This is a genomic window from Spirosoma pomorum (assembly GCF_054776615.1).
In genome coordinates this window covers 410038-429033 of record NZ_BAAHBP010000027.1, presented here as the reverse complement: position 1 = coordinate 429033, position 18996 = coordinate 410038, and the positions used below count along the sequence as shown (strand labels likewise).

The 18996-nt window shown below is 50.6% G+C and carries 22 protein-coding genes; 15 read left to right on the top strand and 7 right to left on the bottom strand.

Going from position 1 to position 18996, the window contains the following annotated elements:
• Positions 1-82 precede the first annotated feature (82 nt).
• The 10 genes from ACYVAD_RS17310 to ACYVAD_RS17265 all read left to right on the top strand — a co-directional run bounded on the left by ACYVAD_RS17310 (position 83) and on the right by ACYVAD_RS17265 (position 7607).
• On the top strand, positions 83-1261 hold the full coding sequence (locus ACYVAD_RS17310) for a hypothetical protein (protein ID WP_461140764.1): 1179 nt from the start codon (positions 83-85) through the stop codon (positions 1259-1261).
• 6 nt (positions 1262-1267) lie between these two features.
• On the top strand, positions 1268-1579 hold the full coding sequence (locus ACYVAD_RS17305) for a Rieske (2Fe-2S) protein (protein ID WP_461140763.1): 312 nt from the start codon (positions 1268-1270) through the stop codon (positions 1577-1579).
• Positions 1580-1591: 12 nt separating this feature from the next.
• Positions 1592-2926, top strand: a complete 1335-nt coding sequence (locus tag ACYVAD_RS17300; protein ID WP_461140762.1) for a pyridoxal phosphate-dependent decarboxylase family protein — start codon at positions 1592-1594, stop codon at positions 2924-2926.
• 81 nt (positions 2927-3007) lie between these two features.
• Entirely contained in the window at positions 3008-3670 is a 663-nt protein-coding gene (locus ACYVAD_RS17295; RefSeq protein ID WP_461140761.1) for an O-methyltransferase, read from the top strand.
• A gap of 318 nt (positions 3671-3988) precedes the next feature.
• The gene (locus ACYVAD_RS17290) at positions 3989-4543 is read left to right on the top strand and encodes an SET domain-containing protein (protein WP_461140760.1); all 555 of its coding nucleotides are present in this window, start codon (positions 3989-3991) and stop codon (positions 4541-4543) included.
• Positions 4540-4878 carry a hypothetical protein gene (locus ACYVAD_RS17285; RefSeq protein ID WP_461140759.1) on the top strand — a complete coding sequence of 113 codons (339 nt, stop codon included), beginning with the start codon at positions 4540-4542 and terminating at the stop codon, positions 4876-4878. The genes ACYVAD_RS17290 and ACYVAD_RS17285 overlap by 4 nt, the downstream gene beginning before the upstream one ends.
• 26 nt (positions 4879-4904) lie before the next feature.
• Complete coding sequence (locus tag ACYVAD_RS17280; protein WP_461140758.1) at positions 4905-6014, top strand: hypothetical protein; 1110 nt, start codon at positions 4905-4907, stop codon at positions 6012-6014.
• A 323-nt stretch (positions 6015-6337) separates the two neighbouring features.
• A complete protein-coding gene (locus tag ACYVAD_RS17275) occupies positions 6338-6625 on the top strand; it encodes an antibiotic biosynthesis monooxygenase family protein (protein ID WP_461140757.1) in 288 nt (95 codons plus the stop codon).
• 204 nt (positions 6626-6829) lie between these two features.
• Positions 6830-7177, top strand: coding sequence for an ArsC family reductase (locus tag ACYVAD_RS17270; protein ID WP_461140756.1), 348 nt, complete (start codon positions 6830-6832; stop codon positions 7175-7177).
• A gap of 22 nt (positions 7178-7199) precedes the next feature.
• On the top strand, positions 7200-7607 hold the full coding sequence (locus tag ACYVAD_RS17265; RefSeq protein WP_461140755.1) for a group III truncated hemoglobin: 408 nt from the start codon (positions 7200-7202) through the stop codon (positions 7605-7607).
• Between the two features lie 60 nt (positions 7608-7667).
• Here ACYVAD_RS17265 and ACYVAD_RS17260 read toward each other — a convergent pair whose 3' ends face one another.
• Positions 7668-8429 carry a DUF4197 domain-containing protein gene (locus ACYVAD_RS17260; protein WP_461140754.1) on the bottom strand — a complete coding sequence of 254 codons (762 nt, stop codon included), beginning with the start codon at positions 8427-8429 and terminating at the stop codon, positions 7668-7670.
• A gap of 109 nt (positions 8430-8538) precedes the next feature.
• Here ACYVAD_RS17260 and ACYVAD_RS17255 point away from each other — a divergent pair, with 109 nt between their 5' ends.
• The 3 genes from ACYVAD_RS17255 to ACYVAD_RS17245 are packed head-to-tail and all read left to right on the top strand — an operon-like array spanning position 8539 to position 11890.
• Positions 8539-9789: a competence/damage-inducible protein A gene (locus ACYVAD_RS17255; protein ID WP_461140753.1), complete on the top strand. Its 1251-nt coding sequence runs from the start codon at positions 8539-8541 to the stop codon at positions 9787-9789.
• Between the two features lie 41 nt (positions 9790-9830).
• Positions 9831-11342, top strand: a complete 1512-nt coding sequence (locus ACYVAD_RS17250; RefSeq protein ID WP_461140752.1) for a dihydrolipoamide acetyltransferase family protein — start codon at positions 9831-9833, stop codon at positions 11340-11342.
• A gap of 20 nt (positions 11343-11362) precedes the next feature.
• Positions 11363-11890, top strand: coding sequence for a 5' nucleotidase, NT5C type (locus ACYVAD_RS17245; RefSeq protein ID WP_461140751.1), 528 nt, complete (start codon positions 11363-11365; stop codon positions 11888-11890).
• A gap of 78 nt (positions 11891-11968) precedes the next feature.
• Here ACYVAD_RS17245 and ACYVAD_RS17240 read toward each other — a convergent pair whose 3' ends face one another.
• From ACYVAD_RS17240 to aroQ, 6 genes are all read right to left on the bottom strand, one after another.
• Positions 11969-12787, bottom strand: coding sequence for an acyl-CoA desaturase (locus ACYVAD_RS17240; protein ID WP_461140750.1), 819 nt, complete (start codon positions 12785-12787; stop codon positions 11969-11971).
• Between the two features lie 105 nt (positions 12788-12892).
• Complete coding sequence (locus ACYVAD_RS17235) at positions 12893-13552, bottom strand: DUF4159 domain-containing protein (protein WP_461140749.1); 660 nt, start codon at positions 13550-13552, stop codon at positions 12893-12895.
• Positions 13549-14256 carry a 16S rRNA (uracil(1498)-N(3))-methyltransferase gene (locus ACYVAD_RS17230; protein ID WP_461140748.1) on the bottom strand — a complete coding sequence of 236 codons (708 nt, stop codon included), beginning with the start codon at positions 14254-14256 and terminating at the stop codon, positions 13549-13551. The genes ACYVAD_RS17235 and ACYVAD_RS17230 overlap by 4 nt, the downstream gene beginning before the upstream one ends.
• 27 nt (positions 14257-14283) lie before the next feature.
• Entirely contained in the window at positions 14284-14859 is a 576-nt protein-coding gene (locus tag ACYVAD_RS17225) for a MarC family protein (protein WP_461140747.1), read from the bottom strand.
• Between the two features lie 51 nt (positions 14860-14910).
• Positions 14911-15924 (bottom strand): aminotransferase class V-fold PLP-dependent enzyme, encoded by a 1014-nt coding sequence (locus tag ACYVAD_RS17220; protein WP_461140746.1) that lies wholly within the window; start codon positions 15922-15924, stop codon positions 14911-14913.
• An 84-nt stretch (positions 15925-16008) separates the two neighbouring features.
• A complete protein-coding gene (aroQ, locus tag ACYVAD_RS17215) occupies positions 16009-16431 on the bottom strand; it encodes a type II 3-dehydroquinate dehydratase (RefSeq protein ID WP_461140745.1) in 423 nt (140 codons plus the stop codon).
• A 12-nt stretch (positions 16432-16443) separates the two neighbouring features.
• Between aroQ and xerD the strand changes: the two genes are divergently transcribed.
• Together xerD and ACYVAD_RS17205 are read left to right on the top strand one after the other, a co-directional pair.
• On the top strand, positions 16444-17349 hold the full coding sequence (gene xerD / locus ACYVAD_RS17210; RefSeq protein ID WP_461140744.1) for a site-specific tyrosine recombinase XerD: 906 nt from the start codon (positions 16444-16446) through the stop codon (positions 17347-17349).
• Between the two features lie 447 nt (positions 17350-17796).
• Positions 17797-18990 (top strand): aminotransferase class V-fold PLP-dependent enzyme, encoded by a 1194-nt coding sequence (locus ACYVAD_RS17205; protein WP_461140743.1) that lies wholly within the window; start codon positions 17797-17799, stop codon positions 18988-18990.
• Positions 18991-18996 lie beyond the last annotated feature (6 nt).

The following is an 18996-nucleotide window of genomic DNA, read 5'->3' as shown; positions in this document are numbered from 1 at the left end:
CTGTTTACCGCTTGGCTAAATAAAGAAGGAGTTGATGTACGGACATGGCGGGCACCACGCACGCGTAACCCCAAACCCATACATGAAGAACATAGACAGTTCATACCACCTGAGAGTAGGTAGTGGTTGCCTGCTGCCTGGAGATGCTACACTTCCCCGGTTCATAAAGCAGTCACATAGCGACCACAACAAGCAGCTATCAGACGCTATAAGCTTATACGAACAAATGCTGGACGAAGCCATTTTTCAGGTTGAAAACAAGATTACGCACCGTAATCAGACACTATCGATACTAGCTAGTTGCGCTGCACGACAAGCGGCCATTGCTAATCTGCTTAAACCCATACGTATTGACTCTCTGGAGATAATCGTTCACCAGGATTTTAAAACCCAAGAGTATAATAATTACTTCGGCCTCCACGAAAGTGAGCAGATGGATATTCTTGAGTTCGCCAAAGTAGATGCCCAGGTTACGCACGCCGTTCTACTCGAATTCATGGCGGTCAGCCTGGACGAATTTGAGCTAGTCAACTTTTTGCGGGCCGTACTGGTGCGATGGACATTAATCAACGAGTCGCTGCCGGGCACTAGTGGAAGTCAGGAGATTCATGATCTCAACCAGGAAGAATACCCCGGTACAGTGACGGATGATCTGGGTGTGAAGGATGGGCCTGTCTCGACGTCCTTTTACCGGTGGCGAATCGGGCACCAGGCTTTTGCCATTGATGCTATCTATGCTTCTTTCTTTTTCACCTGCGCATCGCAAGAATTAGAGGCCAGCAAGGTGCCCCAAGCCATTATCGCTCTTCAAAAAGCAGCCCTTTCGCTCCGGGCTACGACGGTCTCCATGCTGTTGGCGTCGAAGATACCTAAGGGAATCTATAACGATTATGTACGTCCGTCAATGGGCCTTGGCTTTTCCGGAAGCAACAACCTTTGGTGGAACCATCTGCTTCAGGCAATGCAGACAACAGTTGAGAAAGCAAAAGTGCTCAATTCGCCCGGCCTTACTCAAGCATTATTGGACTTGCATGAAAAATATTTGCAGGATATTGAATTACACACGTGGGTAGCCTCCAAGCTAGTAGGCAGCAGACCCTCGTTAACGCTCGAAGAGATTAATTCACTCGGCGATGAGACGCAGCGGAACGAACGCTTCGCCACGGCTGACCTCCGTTCGCTACATTACTTGCGCCAGCACGAGTTTGAGTTTCTGGGCTATTATCCCATGTTACGTCAGTTATTCAATACGCATCCATAATCAGTTATGCAGACTATTTGTGTAGGGTCGGTCGATGAAATCAAACGCCGGGGGTCGGTATCAATTAATGACATCACCGTCCATTTCCTAAACAATACGTTTTACGCTTTCAAGAATCAATGCCCACACATGCCGAACAAAAGCAAGCTAACTCACTCCCAGGTTTGCCCAAGAACACTGACAGTTCAGTGCCCGTTGCACCAATTTAGATTCAGTCTGATCGATGGCCTGAATGAACAGGAAGGGCTTCGAAAGTTGGGGCGCCTACTGATCGGTCAGGTTTCCATAGAAAATAATCAGCTATTTGTCACCGTCTAAAAGCGCCTATCCATGTATAACAAAGGGTCGATAGCAATTTTACAGAAAGCATTGGATCAACTGGCTGAGGGATTCGCGCACTTACCTGCTTTTGACCAGGAGATGCCCCCCGAAGTGGAAGGCATACTGCTTCAGGTGGCTAAGAAGATGCAAAATAATTATCCGTACCACCATCCGCTCTATGCCGGGCAAATGCTGAAGCCACCGCACGAGATTGCCCGCCTGGCCTACATGCTTTCCCTATGGATCAATCCAAATAATCATGCATTGGATGGCGGCCGGGCCAGTTCGGAGATGGAAAAAGAAGCAGTCGCCGAGATTGCCTTAATGTGTGGCTGGCAACAACACTTGGGGCACTTAACAAGTGGCGGTACGTTCGCCAATCTTGAAGCGCTCTGGGTGGCCGGGAAGCTTCATCCCAGAAAGAAAATTGTAGCGTCTGAATTGGCCCATTACACGCACGAAAGAATATCACAGGTACTAGGCTTGTCTTTCGAGAAAATTGGTTGCGATACCAGGGGGGAAATGGACCTAAAAAAACTGGAAGCCAAACTCAAAAAAGGACAGATAGGGACAGTAGTGGTTACAATGGGAACAACGGGTCTGGGCTCGGTTGACCCGCTGCCAGCCATACTGGATCTACAAACGAAATACGGGTTCAGAATTCACCTGGATGCCGCTTACGGAGGCTACTTCAGGCTAGCGGATAATTTAGCCCCAGTCGATGCGCAAAAATACGCCTTGTTGGAGCAGGCCGACAGCCTTGTTATAGACCCCCATAAACATGGCTTGCAGCCTTATGGCTCAGGTTGCGTATTGTTTAAAGACCCGTCAGTAGGCCACTACTACAAACACGATTCCCCGTACACATATTTTAGCAGTGCCGACCTACATCTAGGCGAAATATCACTGGAATGTTCCCGGGCGGGGGCTGCTGCCGTTGCGTTATGGGCGACGCTCCAACTTTTTCCGTTGGATAAGGAAGGACGTTTTGCAAAGCGAATAAGCGCAAGTCGTCAGGCAGCTGTACTTTTTCACGAGAAGATACGCGCTGATCAACGGTGGCTTACCTTACAACCACCAGCGCTGGATATTGTCGTCTGGGCGCCAAATAAAAAATCGATCAGTGAAATAAGTCGATGCTCAAAAGAAGTATTTGACCGAGCCGCTTCGCGAAATCTGCATCTGGCGCTCTTAAATTACCCAGTTCGATTATTACCCAATCATTGGCGGGCCATTGATAAAGATGAAGAGGTTGTGACCTGTTTACGCTCTTGCCTGATGAAGCCCGAACACAAAGAGTGGATTGATGAGATTTGGTCCTTATTGAGTGATTGCCTGGAGTAACCAAACAACTACTCACTAGAAACCAACTACATCAGTATAGTCCTTTTAAACATTTTCATACCCGTAGCAGCAATACAGATTATGGCTCACCAAACCTTACAACTAACCAACGATTTAGTGGACTACATGCGGCAAAAACTCATTCGGGAACCGGAAGTTCTGAAAGACTTACGAGTGAGCACGCAGCATATGGAAAACAGTGATCGTCAAATTTCCCCGGAGCAAGCTCAGTTCATGTCTTTTTTGATAGAGACAATCAATGCGCAAAACATTTTAGAAATCGGCACCCTGAGAGGTTATAGTGCGTTAGCCGCAGCTTTGGTTATCCCGGATTCAGGAAAAATTATTACCTGTGATATCAATCAGGATTATTGCGACGTAGCCGTTGAGGCCTGGCAGAAGGCGGGTGTCAGCCACAAAATAGATCTACGTATTGCGCCAGCTATTGACACGCTAACCGATCTTACGAAGAAAAAATTTTTTGATCATTTTGATTTGGTTTTTATTGACGCGGATAAAGAAAATCACGTAACATATTATGAGTTGGTATTGCCTTTGGTGAGAAAGGGCGGTGTCATTGTCATTGATAATATTTTTTGGGAAGGAGCGGTAGCTGATCCATCTCAGTCCGACATTGAAGTAGATGGTATTCGTAAACTCAACGACCTACTCCACCTGGATGAACGAGTAACCACATCCATCATTCCGATCGGGGACGGTGTCATGTTAGCAAAGAAGCGATAGCGTTCGACAAGTCCTTGCGATTTGCCCAGCTACCCGGTGCCATCGCCGAGCGTACGGATTTAGATGCCTGTCCATAGCTACTCAGTAGCCGAAGTAGTTTCGGGACATCAATCCCTCACCCTGTCACTCACTTTGTCAGCACCCCTCAAAACGCTACCGCTTTTAACTCATCAGTTCACCATCGAGGAACTCAGTAAGCCGCTGATCGATCACGGGCTTCCCCGCGGCTTGAGCCATTGATAAGGGTTGTGCGTCCGCATCAGCTTTGTACCGGTCTACTACTCAGAAAACATATTGTTGTCACCGTCTTTTTTACGTATGGTTCATCCTGATACTTACATTAAACCCACGCCTAAAGGGCTGGGATTATTTGCCAAACGACGCTTCGAGCGCGGTTCTATTCTCTGGATTGCCGATGATGCGGATGTCAAGATTCCGCTGGCTGATTATTTGTCAATAGATTCGTTTCAGCAGCGGAAGTTGAACGTATATAGCTATCTCGATTATCAGAATCGGGTAATTATTCCCTGGGACGAAGGAAAGTACGTAAATCACTCCTGCGCGCCTAATTCTACGGGTCTGCTGGATTTCGATAATATCAGCATTGCCCTGCGAACCATTGAAGCTGACGAAGAAATCGTGGAGGATTACGGCAGTTACGTTGGCCATTTCGAATCGTTCACCTGTGCTTGTCAAGCGCCGACCTGCCGGGGTTTTGTCACCGGAGATGAAGCATACCGGCCTAACTTGCGGTTATTACTTGCCGACATTCAACCGTTCTTACTCAATCAACCGCAGTATCTGCTTCAAATCAGGTCGGCTGAAAATGATCAGTTCCTCCAGCTACTTCACCAATACGCACAAGCACAATGACGCAGCAACTGAAATGGATCGTATTGTTAGTGAGTCTGGAGCTTATATCAATGCTGGCTGATTATTTTATCAAAAAAGCGTCGTTGTTGGCTGGCCTAACGGGTTGGGGCTGGCTCGTGACGGGGGGCATGTTGTACGGCGCCACAGCACTCGGCTGGTTTTTTATGATGCGCTCATTCAACCTGGTTACGATCGGTCTCCTTCATTCATTCGGCGCTATTGCATTAAGTCTCCTGCTCGGTCTGGTTGTTTTCCACGAAACGATTTCCCTACGTGAAGTAGCAGGCATCACGCTGGGGTGTGTTTCCATAGGGTTACTGGTGCATTTTGATTAAAAAAATAGCTATCAACACGTTGAACGATGAAAAAAGGCCAAATTATCCCAGAAACGTTACCTTCCGTACCGTCCAAACGCGCTGCTATGCTGGTAGGCAGCCTACCTTTCGACACAGAAGAGACCTGCATGAGCATTGCGCTTGAAACGCTTGGTCCTGCCCTTTTTTCATTACCTGATGGTGAAATTGGCGACAAGACACCTGCTTTTCCCAAAGGCAATCGAATCGCCTGGGTAGTGTATGCCATCGAAAAATTAACCGAAGACACCCAGAACTGGCAGGTCGTGAAACAACCCATTCGCGGAGACGATGGGATGGCCGTTGATTATAATGGATTTCAAAAACTCAAACCCCGCCGTTCACCAGCTGATATGCCCCAGCACGTTCGGCTGGGGTACGATCGCTTTTTTTTTCAGAATTACCCCATTTTTCAGCGGCTGCGTGAGCAGCATAACTTGCCCGATCTAAAATTTCAGCTGGGCGTCCCAACGGGATTTGCGATGGGCTTTGCCTTTGCCAGTCCGATTACGTGGTTGCGTTACACGTATGCGTTCAACACGGTTATTGCCCGCGAGGTAAACGCCGTTCTGGCGACAGCAGGTAAGGATGTTATCATTCAGATTGAAGTACCGCCCGAGTTATACGCAGCTTACAAACTACCTGGCCCTCTACTAGGCTTGGCGCTGCGCCCAATCAACGATCTGCTGGCCAAGATCACGCCCGGTGCACAGATTGGTATACACTTGTGTCTGGGTGATTTTCACAACGAAGCACTGGTACATCCGAAAACGTTGAAAAAAATGATCGCTTTCTCCAACAAGCTAGTTGCTGAATGGCCTGCCCAACATACACTCAGTTATGTTCATTATCCCTTTGCTGAGGGAATAGTGCCCCCAACGGTAGCGGCCAGTTACTATACGCCCCTGAAAGACATCAACCTGCCATCAGGCACACGGTTCATTGCTGGCTTTGTGCATGAAAAACGTAGCACGACCGAAAACAAACACATTTTAGCCAGCATTGAAACGGCGTATGGTCAACCGGTCGATGTGGCCTGTTCGTGCGGGCTTGGACGACGCTCACCCGAAACCGCTCAGCATCTGATGGACTTGATGGCTCAGTTGACCGTTGCCTGATGGGAAGCCGCCCGGACGGGGTATAAGCGCTTAAACCACAACAATGGTATAATCAGGCTATAAATGGATAGTACGATTCAGGTAGCCTCAAGCCTTCGTTGGGGAGAACCCTTGTGGGAATTTAGCGCCTGAAAAAACCGGATTTATGGCTTACCTAACGTATCAAGTGAATATGGGCAACCATGATACCATGATAATGTGAATCAGCCTACCGCCAACCTTAATGCGTTGCATTGATGCCAGGCTTTACGCTAAGCAACGGCTTTCTCATTACCCAATAAGTCACAGTAAACTGTTCCATTTTTTCAAAAAACCTTACCACGATGTACGCACGTATTGTTCGCGCTTCGCTGACGGCCGAGACGGCCCAGGAAGCGGTTACCTATTTTGAGAACACCGTACTGCCGGCCCTCAAGCAACATGACGGGTTTGCCTTCGGCCATTGCTTCTATGCACCAGCGGATCATCATGCGCTGATGGTATCGGTATGGGAATCAGAGGAAGCCCGCCTTAGTGCGGAAACCAGCGGTCTACTCGCCCAGGCGGTCCATCACCTGAGCGATTACTTCGACGGCAAACCCACCGTGGACTATTATCAGGTAGCCGTTTAGACCGACTCGTCCGACTCATTCGTTTTTGTCCCCAACCAGGTTGGGGACAAATCAAACTGCACCTGAGACGAGAGAAAATCACGACGGGGCACGGGCAGTGCACGTCAGGGAACAGTCCGCATGTCAAAATACTGAATCCGTTATCGAAGGCTCTATCGCTCTAAACGACGGATTCTGTATTTTCGGCAAAATTACCCCAACAGTATGTACACGTTATACGCCATTCCGAACTGCGATACCGTTAAGAAAGCCCGGACCTGGCTGGCTGACCACGGCATCGATTACCAGTTCTATGACTACAAAAAGAAAGGCATCGATCGCCCAACAATTGAACGCTGGCTCACACAGAAACCCTGGAAAGAGCTGGTGAACCGGTCGGGGACGACCTGGAAGAAACTGTCCGATACGGAGAAACCAACGGATGCAGAAGGAGCCATTGATCTCATGATCGAGAAGCCCTCCGTTATTCGTCGCCCATTAATTGAACAGGACGGGCGGATTCTGACGTTAGGCTTCAACGGAGAACAGTACGCCGAAACCTTCGGGACGTAACGCATTGACGAATCTGATTCGCATGGAAAAGAAAACGCTGGACTCACCAGAAGCGATCAAGTTTCTGGTTGATTCATTTTACGAAAAAGTACAGGTCGATCCGCTGCTGGGCCCTGTTTTTACGGACGTAGCCCAGGTAGACTGGTCGAAGCATCTACCCAAGATGTACGCCTTCTGGGAAAACATCATTCTGGGTAACAACGCTTATCAGGGCCATCCGTTTCGTCCTCATTTAATCGTTAATCAGCAGCACACGCTTACCGTCGATCACTTCGAGCGATGGCTTCAGTTGTTCACCCAGGCACTCCAGGAAAACTTTACCGGCGATACTGCTGAGCAGGTCCGCATGCGTGCCACACAGATTGCACTGGTTTGGAACAACAAGCTTGACTACATCAACAACGACGCCTACATGGAAGGCGGTAATTAATAGAGCCCGCGGTTAACGTACAGTACATTAACCGCGGGCCCTATTAATTTTTTACTTTCTCTACTGCTTGGAAAAAACCCGTTTCAACAGTTCGGTAACGCGGGCGGCTGGGTCCTCGCGAATTTTCTTTTCCTCCTGGGATACCAGCAGAAACAATCCGTCGACAGCTTTATTCGTCGCGTATTCGGTCAGGTTCGGATTTACTTTCTGCACAAACGGCAGTTTGTTGTAGGTCGTCACCAAATCACTGTAGTAGCGGGTTGCGCTATTCTTAGCCAGCGTACTGTCGATGATCGGCGAGAACTGCTGCACCAGTTCTTGTCCGGACGTACGACGCAAATATTGCGTAGCCGCGTCGTTCTGTCCCCTCAGAATCCCAACGGCATCTTGAATACTCATCGACGTAATGGCTTTGATGAAGACCGGTTTGGCCACTTTGGCCGCATCCTCGGCAGCCCGGTTCATGGAAAGCTCAAACTTATCGACCTGCGCTCCCAGCCCGATCTGCCGCAGCCGGGTAGCCACCCGCTGGGCTTCGGGCGGAAACGCAATCCGCAGCAATGGGTTCTTGAAATAACCATCCGTTGCCGATGCCTGATCGGCTCCTTTGCTGATACCTATTTGAAGCGCCTGTTTCAGCCCTGATGCAATGTCACCGTTGGTGAGGCTACCGCCCGACGAAACAGCTGTAGAAACCTGATCAACGATCTGACCAAAAAGTCCCTTCTTGGCAGGCTGCTGCGTTTTGGACGAATCCTGCGCCAGGGCCGGTTCAATAAAAAGCGGAGTCAGGCAAACCGCCAGACAGATCATCTTGTTCATGCAATTAAGTGTTTTACGTACTTTTGACCGCCGGACATTCCGAACGTTTAATCGTTACCCTTGCTTATTTGACAAGTAATTGCGGCAAGTTTAGTCCGACCTTTCTTTTATGACCAACTCCATCCGGGCCGAAGTAGTTACCATCGGCGACGAAATATTGTTCGGGCAGATTACCGACACGAATACACAGTGGATCGGTACCGAATTGACAAACATTGGCATCCGCGTTATTCGCAAATCGTCCGTAGGCGATCAGGTTGAGAATATTTTGCAGGTGCTCAACGAGGCCCATCAGCGCGCCGATATCATTATCCTGACGGGTGGTCTAGGACCGACCAAGGACGATATTACCAAAAAAACGCTCTGCACGTATTTCGGGGTGGGCATGGTTCGCAACGAAACAGCGTTGGCAATAGTCACCAGCTTTTTTGCCAAACGCGGCCGGGAAATGACCGATCTAAACCGGGCGCAGGCCGACCTACCAGCCAACGCGGTCTACATGCAAAACGACTGGGGAACGGCCCCTGGTATGTGGTTCGAACACCAGGGACGGGTTTACGTATCGCTCCCTGGAGTACCGTTTGAGATGAAGAATCTGATGACGCACCGGATTCTTCCCGCGTTGCAGAACCACTTTGCTACGCCGGTGATCAAACACAAAATGATCCTGACAGTGGGCATTGGAGAGTCGTTCCTGGCCGAGCGAATCGAAGCCTGGGAAGATAAGCTACCCGCCCATATCAAACTGGCTTACTTGCCCAGTTTCGGCGGGGTACGCCTTCGGCTGACGGCTACGGGCTCGGACGAAGCGGTACTTAATCAGGAACTGACCGAACAGGTAGCCGACGTATTACCGCTCATCGAAAAAAACGTTTATGGCTACGACGACGATACACTGGAGGGCGTGGTAGGCCGCTTGCTGCAAGCCCGGAAGTGGACACTGAGCACCGCCGAAAGCTGCACGGGCGGCTACGTATCGGCCCGTATCACCAGCGTTCCCGGCTCGTCTCTTTCATTCATGGGCAGTATCGTAAGTTATAGCAATGACGTAAAAATTAATCAGCTTGGCGTATCTCCCGAAACGCTGGCGCAATTTGGTGCCGTTAGTGAAGAGGTAGTCCGCCAGATGGCTGAAGGCGTTCGAAAGGCGCTGGGAACCGACGTATCGATTGCTACCAGTGGTATTGCGGGTCCGGATGGTGGGACCGATGACAAACCCGTTGGAACGATCTGGATCGCCTGCGCAACTCCCACCCGAACAGTAGCTAAACTACTGAAACTCGGCCAATACCGCGACCAGAACATTCAACTAACGGCAACTTACGTTCTTAATCTACTGCGGGAAGAAATTCTATTGTGATACGTAGTCACGACGAACTCGATCACGCAACTCATATACACATGGCACTTATCGACATGGTTATGCCCAAAATGGGCGAAAGCATAATGGAATGTACGGTCATCGGCTGGCTCAAAAAGCCCGGTGATCGCATCGAAGCCGACGAGTCAGTACTGGAAGTCGCCACTGATAAAGTCGATACCGAAGTTCCAGCCCAGCAAAGCGGTACACTCAAAGAAATTCTGGTTCACGATGGCGACGTAGTTGCCGTTGGGGCTCCCATTGCTCGGATTGACACGGAAGAAACGGTCACGTCGGACAGTGCGTCAGAGAACACTCCACCAACGAAACAACCTGAAGCTGATGAACCAGCAGAAGAGGCTGACCAAACACCGATTGGTATTGGTGACGTAGCTAACGTACCGGCCGAACCCGAAGATACCGAAACGCTTGAATCGGCGCGGGAGATGGAAACCAGTATCCTGGCCATGAGCAGTCGTCCAGCTAAGGCGGTAGCGGCCTCCCCCAGCGCACTAGCCGGCGACACACCCGTGTTCGACACTCGATTTTATTCACCCCTGGTACTAAATATAGCCAAGGAAGAAGGCATTTCCCGCGACGAACTAGATCGAATTCCCGGCTCGGGTGCTGAGAATCGTGTCACGAAAAAAGATATTCTCGCCTACGTCATTGACCGCGCGGAGGGGAACATGCGTGGGGCTCAGGGCGATGGGGCGAAGGGTTCGCCGAATTCAACATCCCACGCCCAAAGCCTTCAGCCCAATAACCCATCAAAACCCAACGCCCTTGCCACTTCGCCCTCAATACCCAGCCCCCAGCCCCCAGCCCAACGCTCATTAAACGGGCAGGCAGATATTGTCCAGATGGACCGGATGCGGAAGATGATTGCACAACGGATGGTGGAGTCCAAGCAGATTTCTCCGCACGTCAGCTCATTCGTTGAAGCTGATTTGACGCCTGTTGTGCAATGGCGTACGAGTGTCAAAGATCGCTTTAAGCAGCAAACGGGCGAAAACCTGACTTATACGCCAATCCTGATTGAGGCTATCGTGAAAGCCATTCAGGATTTTCCGATGATCAATGTATCAGTCGAAGGCGATACGATTCTCGTCAAAAAGTCGATCAACATCGGGATGGCGGTAGCGCTTCCCAACGGCAACCTGATTGTACCCGTCATTCACGACGCAGCCCAGTACAACCTGGTTGGCCTCACCAAAAAAGTAAACGACCTGACTAAACGCGCCCGGGAGAACAAACTAACCGCCGACGATCTGGCCGGCGGTACGTATACCATTTCCAACATTGGCACCTTTGGCAACCTGATGGGAACGCCCATTATCGTGCAGCCGCAGGTAGCCATTATGGCGTTTGGTGCCATCGTCAAAAAGCCCGCTGTAATCGAAACCCCCCAGGGCGACTTCATTGGCATTCGTCAGTTGATGTTTCTCTCACACTCCTACGATCACCGCGTGGTTGATGGTTCACTGGGCGGACAATTTGTCCGGCGCGTCGCCGATTACCTGGAGAAGTTTGATATAAATCGTAGTCTCTAATTGCTTTATCCGATTCATTTATGAAACAACGCATTGCCATTGATATGGACGACGTAATGGCTGACACCCACGCCAAATTCATTCGTCTGTATCTGGAGGGCGAAACCCCACGCTACACACTGGAAGAACTCCAGGAAAAGTCATTTCACGAGCTGTTCGACGAGCACGAGTACGCAGCCATTTCTAACCGGGTCTACGAGCCGGGCTTCTTCCGCGATATTCCGGTGATGGAAGGGGCTCAGGACGTAATCGCTGATCTGATGACGAAATACGACATATTCATCGCCACGGCGGCCCAGGAGTTCCCCAACTCCCTGCGCGAGAAATGGGACTGGCTACAGGAGCATTTTCCGGCCATTACCTGGCATAACTACGTTTTCCTGGGCGACAAGAGCATTCTGAACACCGACTTTCTGATTGACGATCTCGCTCGCAACCTACGGACGTTTCAGGGACAGGGCCTGTTATTTAACGCACTGCACAATCGGAACGAAACCGAATTTCAACGAGTGCTTTCCTGGCAGGATGTTGCCAACGTTCTGTTGTAAGAAAGCAGCGTTAGTCAATATAAGCAAAAAGCCCCGACCAGTCTGGTCGGGGCTTTTTGCTATTCATGTATGACAAGCCTATGCTTCGACTTGCTCTTCTTTAGGCTGCTCAACCAGCCGATCGTGACCTACTTCATGCTGCGCCTTCTTCGCTTCAGCCGACGGTCGCAACCGAACGATACGCAGCTTATGCAGTACCGTAATCACGGGATAGGTTGGATCAAACTCAAACCATTTAGCCCCAAAGTTAGCTGCATTTGGCCGCTTGTGGTGGTTGTTCTGGAACAGTTCGCCCATCATCACAACATCCAGAATCAGCGAATTTTTCGACTGATCGTGGTTATCGAAGTTCGAGTAACCGTATTTGTGACCACTCCAGTTGATGATTGCACCGTGTACGGGTCCCATCACGAAATGAACGGGCAGTAGGAAGAAAAACGCCCAGTGCATATCCAGATACAAAAAGGCAAGGATGTAAAACAGGCTGTACAGGACACCCCAGCCAGCGCGGGAATACCACGAGTCACCTACTTTTTCGATAAAACTCCACTCGGGATAATTCCGGTCGAACTGACGCTCAACAACCTGCTTGCGGTGCAGCACGGCGTTGTAAATATTTTTCGTCTGCCACATCATCGTAAAGATGTTCTTGGTATGATGGGGCGAGTGAGGATCTCTTTCTGTATCGCTGAAGGCGTGGTGCATCCGGTGTAGCACCGCATACGCACGCGGGCTCAGGTAGGACGACCCCTGCGATACGTAGGTCAGGGCGTAGAAGAAACGCTCCCAGAATTTGTTCATCGAGAACATCTTGTGCGCCGAGTACCGGTGCAGGAAAAATGTCTGACAGAACAGGGACAGATACCAGTGTGCAATAAATGCGGCCAGTACAATCACAGTAGATATAATTAAAATGTGAACGCTGTCTAGGCTAAAAACAGTCCTACAAAGCTAACGAATTTCCGTTCGTTTAGACACTGTCTAACCGAATATTTATATTCTCTAATTTGCCGTTGTGGCATATTGTAACAGGTTGGCACCCATACGTAATGCCTGCTGTCGCAACTGGTCGGGATCATTGTAAACGCTCTGGTCCTCCCAACCGTTCCCCAGGTCGCACTCGTAGCTGTAAAAGCAAACCAGCCGCCCTTTGTAAATTATCCCAAACCCCTGAGGGGCCTTGCCATCGTGTTCGTGTACCTTAGGCAGGCCGCTCGGAAATTTAAACTTCTGCTGGTAGACGGGATGGTTGGGCGGCAGCTCCACAAACGATAGCTCGGGAAACACCTTTTTCATTTCACGCCGGATAAACTTGTCCATACCGTAGTTGTCGTCCACGTGCAGAAAGCCGCCCGACATCAGGTAACGACGTAAATTCCTGACGTCACTCTCACTGAATGATACGTTCCCGTGCCCCGTCATGTGCACGAACGGATACTCGAACAGGTCCGGGCTGCCCGGCTCAACTATATCTTCTTCAGGGAAGATATTCATCCGCAGATTCACATTGGCAAACTTGATCAGGTTCGGCAACGATGTTTTGTTGGCATACCAGTCACCTCCACCGTTGTATTTCAACTTGGCGATCTTGTAGGCGTATTGGCCATATGATACCGTTGCCAGGGCCTGCAATAATCCTACAATCAGCAGCAATCTCTTCATACGTTTATAAAGTTTAGTACCTGGCAGGCCGCCAGCGCGGCCGTTTCGGTACGAAGTCGGTTAGGACCTAGGGTAACTATCTGACATCCGGCATCAACAGCCAGCTTGATCTCCGTTTCTGAGAAATCTCCTTCCGGACCGACCAGTACAACGTACTCCCCTCCTACGGCTGCCTGTTTACCCAGATTAAGTGGTTGCTCGTTATCAGGCAGATGGGCAATAAACCGCTGCGATTCGGTTAGGGTTGCCAGCAGTTGGGAAAACGGTACGGCATCATCCAGTTGTGGTAAGTACGATTGCAACGACTGCTTCATAGCCGCTACGGCAATCTTCTCCAGCCGTTCTGGTTTAAGCACGCGCCGTTCGGAATGTTGCCCGAAAAAGAAGCTGATTCGATCGATTCCTATCTCCACTGCTTTTTCGATGAACCACTCAATCCGGTCAATATTCTTGGTTGGCGCGACGCAGATCCGTATGGAAAACGGGCGGGGCGGTGTCGTTTTTACGTCCATAATGCGGAACCCGCACCGGCGCGCGTCAGCCTGACTAATAACGGCAGAATACCGGTTTCCGTGTCCATCCGTTACGGCGATGGTCTCACCCACGCCCAATCGCAACGTTTTGACCGCGTGCCGCGAGTCATCGTCGGTCAGGAAACCCGATGTAGCTGGTGCTACCAGGTCTGGTTGATAAAATAAGTGCATACGGTATGAGCGAGTCGCCCAGTTCGATCAGAAATCCGCTACCAGATTTGTTTTTAGTAGCTTAATGGCAATCGCCAGCAAAATGATCCCAAAAATCTTACGTAGTACGCCCAGACCTCCCGGCCCAAGTCGCCCTTCGAGCCATTCCGATGATTTGAGTACGGCATAAATCAGTAAGAGGTTGATGACAATGCCACCGATGATATTGATGGTCTGGTATTCAGCTCGTAGTGATATGATGGTCGTCAACGTACCGGCCCCCGCAATGAGCGGAAAGGCGATCGGTACGATATGCGTCGCGCCCCCGACCGTATCATCCGACTTAAAAATGGTGCGACCCAGAATCATTTCCAGGCCAATCAGAAAGATAATTAATCCCCCTGCCACCGCGAAAGACGCTACGTCGACACCGAACAGCTTGAGTATTCGTTCGCCGACGAACAGAAAAGAAACCATCAGCGCTCCCGACACGATCGTAGCCTGTTCGGACTCAATCTTACCAACTTTCTTCCGCAAATCGATAATCACCGGCAACGACCCAATAACGTCGATGACAGAGAATAGAATCAGCGTGACGGAAATTATTTCCTTTACGTTAAACATACTGCGGGTAGCGGTTGGCGATAAAGAATCTGCTTGATGGGTATTTGTTGACTAACGGTACGTTCTCAGAAACTGCATCAGCTGTTCGATTTCCTCGTCGGTGATGGCCGGAAAATTCGCAATCCGGAAGGTTGTGTCTTTCCAGTTTCCGTAACCATTCCCCAACGTAATGCCCGCTTGCTGAGCTGCGGTCTTAACAGTTTTGATAGCCTCGGGCGAGCCTTCCACCGCGATCACCGTATCGGAGCGTACCGCTTTATCCGTAATGAGCAGTTTAAAGGGCGAGTTAGCCATTTCCTGCTCGAAGAACGTGTACCAGTTGGTCGCCCGTCGTTTTGTTACGTCGCTTACCTGTGCAATAGGCGGCACCTGTTGCAGCACCTGCATAAGCAGATAAATACCCAGCCCATTGGGCGTGTAAGGCGTCTGGAACTTGGCGAAGTTTTCGTGGATGAACAGCAGACTATTGTAGTGCTCATTCTCGCCAATAGTCTGCGCTTGCTTCAGGGCGGCTGGTGAGTATATCAGGACGGCCAGTCCCGCAGGGAGGCCAAAGCATTTCTGCACCGAGGCAAACCACACATCGGCTTGTTGCCAGTCGAACGTAATACCAGCCATCGACGAAACAGCATCAACGGCAATAATACCCGTAAACTCGCGCCGGAACTGCGCCACCGTCTCCATCCGTACCTGCGTGCCATTGGACGTTTCGTTCTGCACCAGGCAAAGTACGTCGGCCCGGTTCAGTTCGATAGGCGGTTTGATCTTGTAGGCGTATTCGGCCCATTTCTTGCCAAACGCCCCGCTGTGCGGATGCAGACTCGCGTCAGCCGTCAGCGACTGCGCCACAATTTCCCAGCATTCCGTCGCCGACGATACGAACGCGATGTGATAGTCGCCAGGAATAGTCAGTTTCTCGTGCAGCAGCCGGACCGTTTCCCGGACAATGTCCATGAAACCGGCGCTCCGGTGATTCAGGCTGACAATACCCTCGCGAACGGCCTGAGCGGCATAATCGGCGACCTGCGGATAAACCTTTGATGGACCTGGATAAAACGTAATCATGGATATAGCATTGACTGATTACTCAGTTGGTAAAGACAATGGTGGCTCAGTAGCCGCTCGTAACAGGAAAACCACGTTACGCTCCTACAAGTCAATCAAATACCGAATAGCCAGCTCATAACCCTGTAAACCCAGCCCCGCAATAACGCCCTTACATTTGGGCGTCAGGTAGCTATGGTGGCGAAAGGCTTCGCGGCTGTGCACATTCGAAATATGCACCTCTACTGCTGGGGCCGTTACGGCCGACAATGCATCGGCCAGGGCCACCGAGGTGTGCGTGTAAGCTCCAGCATTGATCACAATACCGTCGATATCAAAACCAACTTCGTGAATTTTGTCGAGCATGGCACCCTCGTGATTCGATTGAAAATAGCGAAGTTGCACCTCCGGAAAGCGCGTTTTCAGCGTTTCCAGGTATTCCTCGAACGAGCGATTTCCGTAGATGGTCGGCTCACGCTTGCCCAGCAGATTCAGATTTGGCCCGTTAATGATGAGAATTTGTTTCATTGATTTACCCGTATGTGGCAAAGTTATATAAACGCCTTTAAGAACTACCTCAAACTCGAACGGTCGCTGTCCGAAAACTCGGTGGAAGCTTATCTGCACGACGCCGAAAAGCTTTACCAGTACATTTTACTCACGGATCCAGCACTGTCACCAATACAGGTATCGGAGAAACAGCTCATGAATTTTCTGGCGTATCTGGGTGAATTGGGTTTATCGGCGCACAGCCAGGCACGGATGCTCTCGGGTCTGAAATCTTTTTTTAAGTACTTAGTGTACGAAAACCTGATCCAGCATGACCCAACACAGTTGCTGGAAGCACCCAAACTCGGCCGGAAGCTTCCCGATACGCTGACCTTTCCGGAGATCGAATCCATGCTCAGCGTAATCGACCTGTCCACACCCGGCGGTACCCGCGACCGGGCCATACTTGAAGTACTATACAGTTCAGGCTTACGCGTAACGGAACTACTGAATCTACGACTGACGAATTGTTTCTTCGACGCAGGTTTTATTCGGGTACTGGGCAAGGGGGATAAAGTACGACTCGTCCCAATTGGTCAGGATGCCATGCATTACACCCGAATTTACATTGAGCATGTTCGCAATCAGCTCGACGTGCAGAAAGGCGACGAAGACACTATTTTTCTGAACCTGCGGGGCAAACAGCTTTCCCGTATCTCGGTCTTTACCACCATCAAGAAGCTGGCCGCCGAAGCGGGTATTCATAAAGTGATCAGCCCACACACCTTCCGGCACTCCTTCGCTACGCACCTGATCGAAGGAGGGGCCGATTTGCGGGCGGTTCAGCAGATGCTGGGTCACGAATCCATCACCACCACCGAAATCTACACCCACCTCGACCGCGACTATCTCCAGCAAACGTTACGGGAGTTCCACCCGAGGGCGGGAAGAAGGTAAAGGAGAAAGGGAGAAGAGGAGGAAGGAGGAAAGGGACGAGGAAAAAATAAGGAGGAAGGGAGGGGAGCAGGAAAGGAAAAATGAGCGTCAGCAATCCCTTTCCTCCATCCTCCTCTCTTTCTTTCCTCCCTTTCTTCCATCCCCTTCCTCCTTTAAAAAACAAGTCCCCGTTGCTGAATCGGCAACGGGGATCTTCAAACCTAACTAACCCAAAACTACATGAACGTCTTTTTTGTATCGAAAACGGCTTTCTCGCCGATGAACTGCTTGTACTGGTTGGTTGAACGGCAAATTGAACGAAGTTAGGCTGCCGTTCCTTCTTGTGGTATCTTACTGACTATTCATTTTCTCTTCGTCTGCAGACACTACAAGTTTCTGTTTTGTTTACATTAGGAACAAACCTCGTGCCAGATTTCCCTCTCCTGATGCACTTTATTTTTCGGTTTTATGACCAACCAGACTTTGCTCGCTTCACAAAAGCATTTGTTCGACCTACCTGACGGTATTCACTACATCAATTGCGCTACGCGTTCTCCTTACAGCAAAGCCGTTGAGCAGGCCGGCCACGACGCTCTCCGGCAGCATGCCAATCCGTTCGGCCTGCGGCCCGACGATTTTTTTAGTGGTGCGGCCCGTGTTCGGTCGCTCTTCTCTAAACTGATTAATAATGACGACCCAGATCGTATTGCGGTTATTCCTTCGGTCTCGTACGGCATGGCTGTCGTCGCCAGAAACTTAGCCCACAAGCCCGGCATTCAGCGGGGGCAACGTATTGTCCTTGTTGACAGTGAGTTCCCGAGCGATGTGTATGCCTGGGATCATGTTTGTCAGGAGTTAGGGCTGATGATAACCGTTGTACCCATGCCCAGCGATACACCTAAAGGGCCGCGCTGGAACGATCGGGTACTGGAGGCCATCGGCCCCGATACGGCTTTAGTGGTTGCCCCACCGACCCACTGGATGTACGGCATCCGGTTCGACCTGGAAGCAATTGGCCAGCGGGCGCGGGAAGTTGGTGCCTGGCTCGCCGTTGATGGAACGCAGGCAGTTGGTGCACTCCCGTTCGATCTGGCTACAGTTCAGCCCGATGCGCTCATTTGCGCGGGGTACAAGTGGCTGATGGGACCGTACTCATTGGGACTAGCTTACTTTGGACCGGCGTTCGACGATGGAATTCCGCTCGAAGAAAGCTGGATGAACCGGCTGAACAGTAACCAGTTTCACCGGCTGATGGAACGCCAGCCGGCCTACGGCCCTAAAGCGTTTCGGTATAACGTGGGCGAAACGACAAACTTTATCCAGATGCCCATGCTCGAAGCGTCCCTGAATCAACTTCTGGACTGGCAGCCCGATCGCATTCAGGCGTATTGTAAAGACCTAATGGCACCGGCCTGGGCCGCTTTAGAGCAGCTAGGGTGCTACATCGAACCAGAACAGGGAACGCGGGGGCGCAGTAATCATTTAGTTGGATTGTGGCTTCCTGACCACGCTGATCCAATGGCGGTTCAGCAGGCACTACAGGCGGAGAACGTATCAGTATCGGCACGGGCGCAGGTATTACGTATCGCCCCGCATTTGTACAACACCCCCGACGATGCAAACGCCTTAGTGCGAGTTTTAACGGCAGTAGTAACCCAATAAAAAACG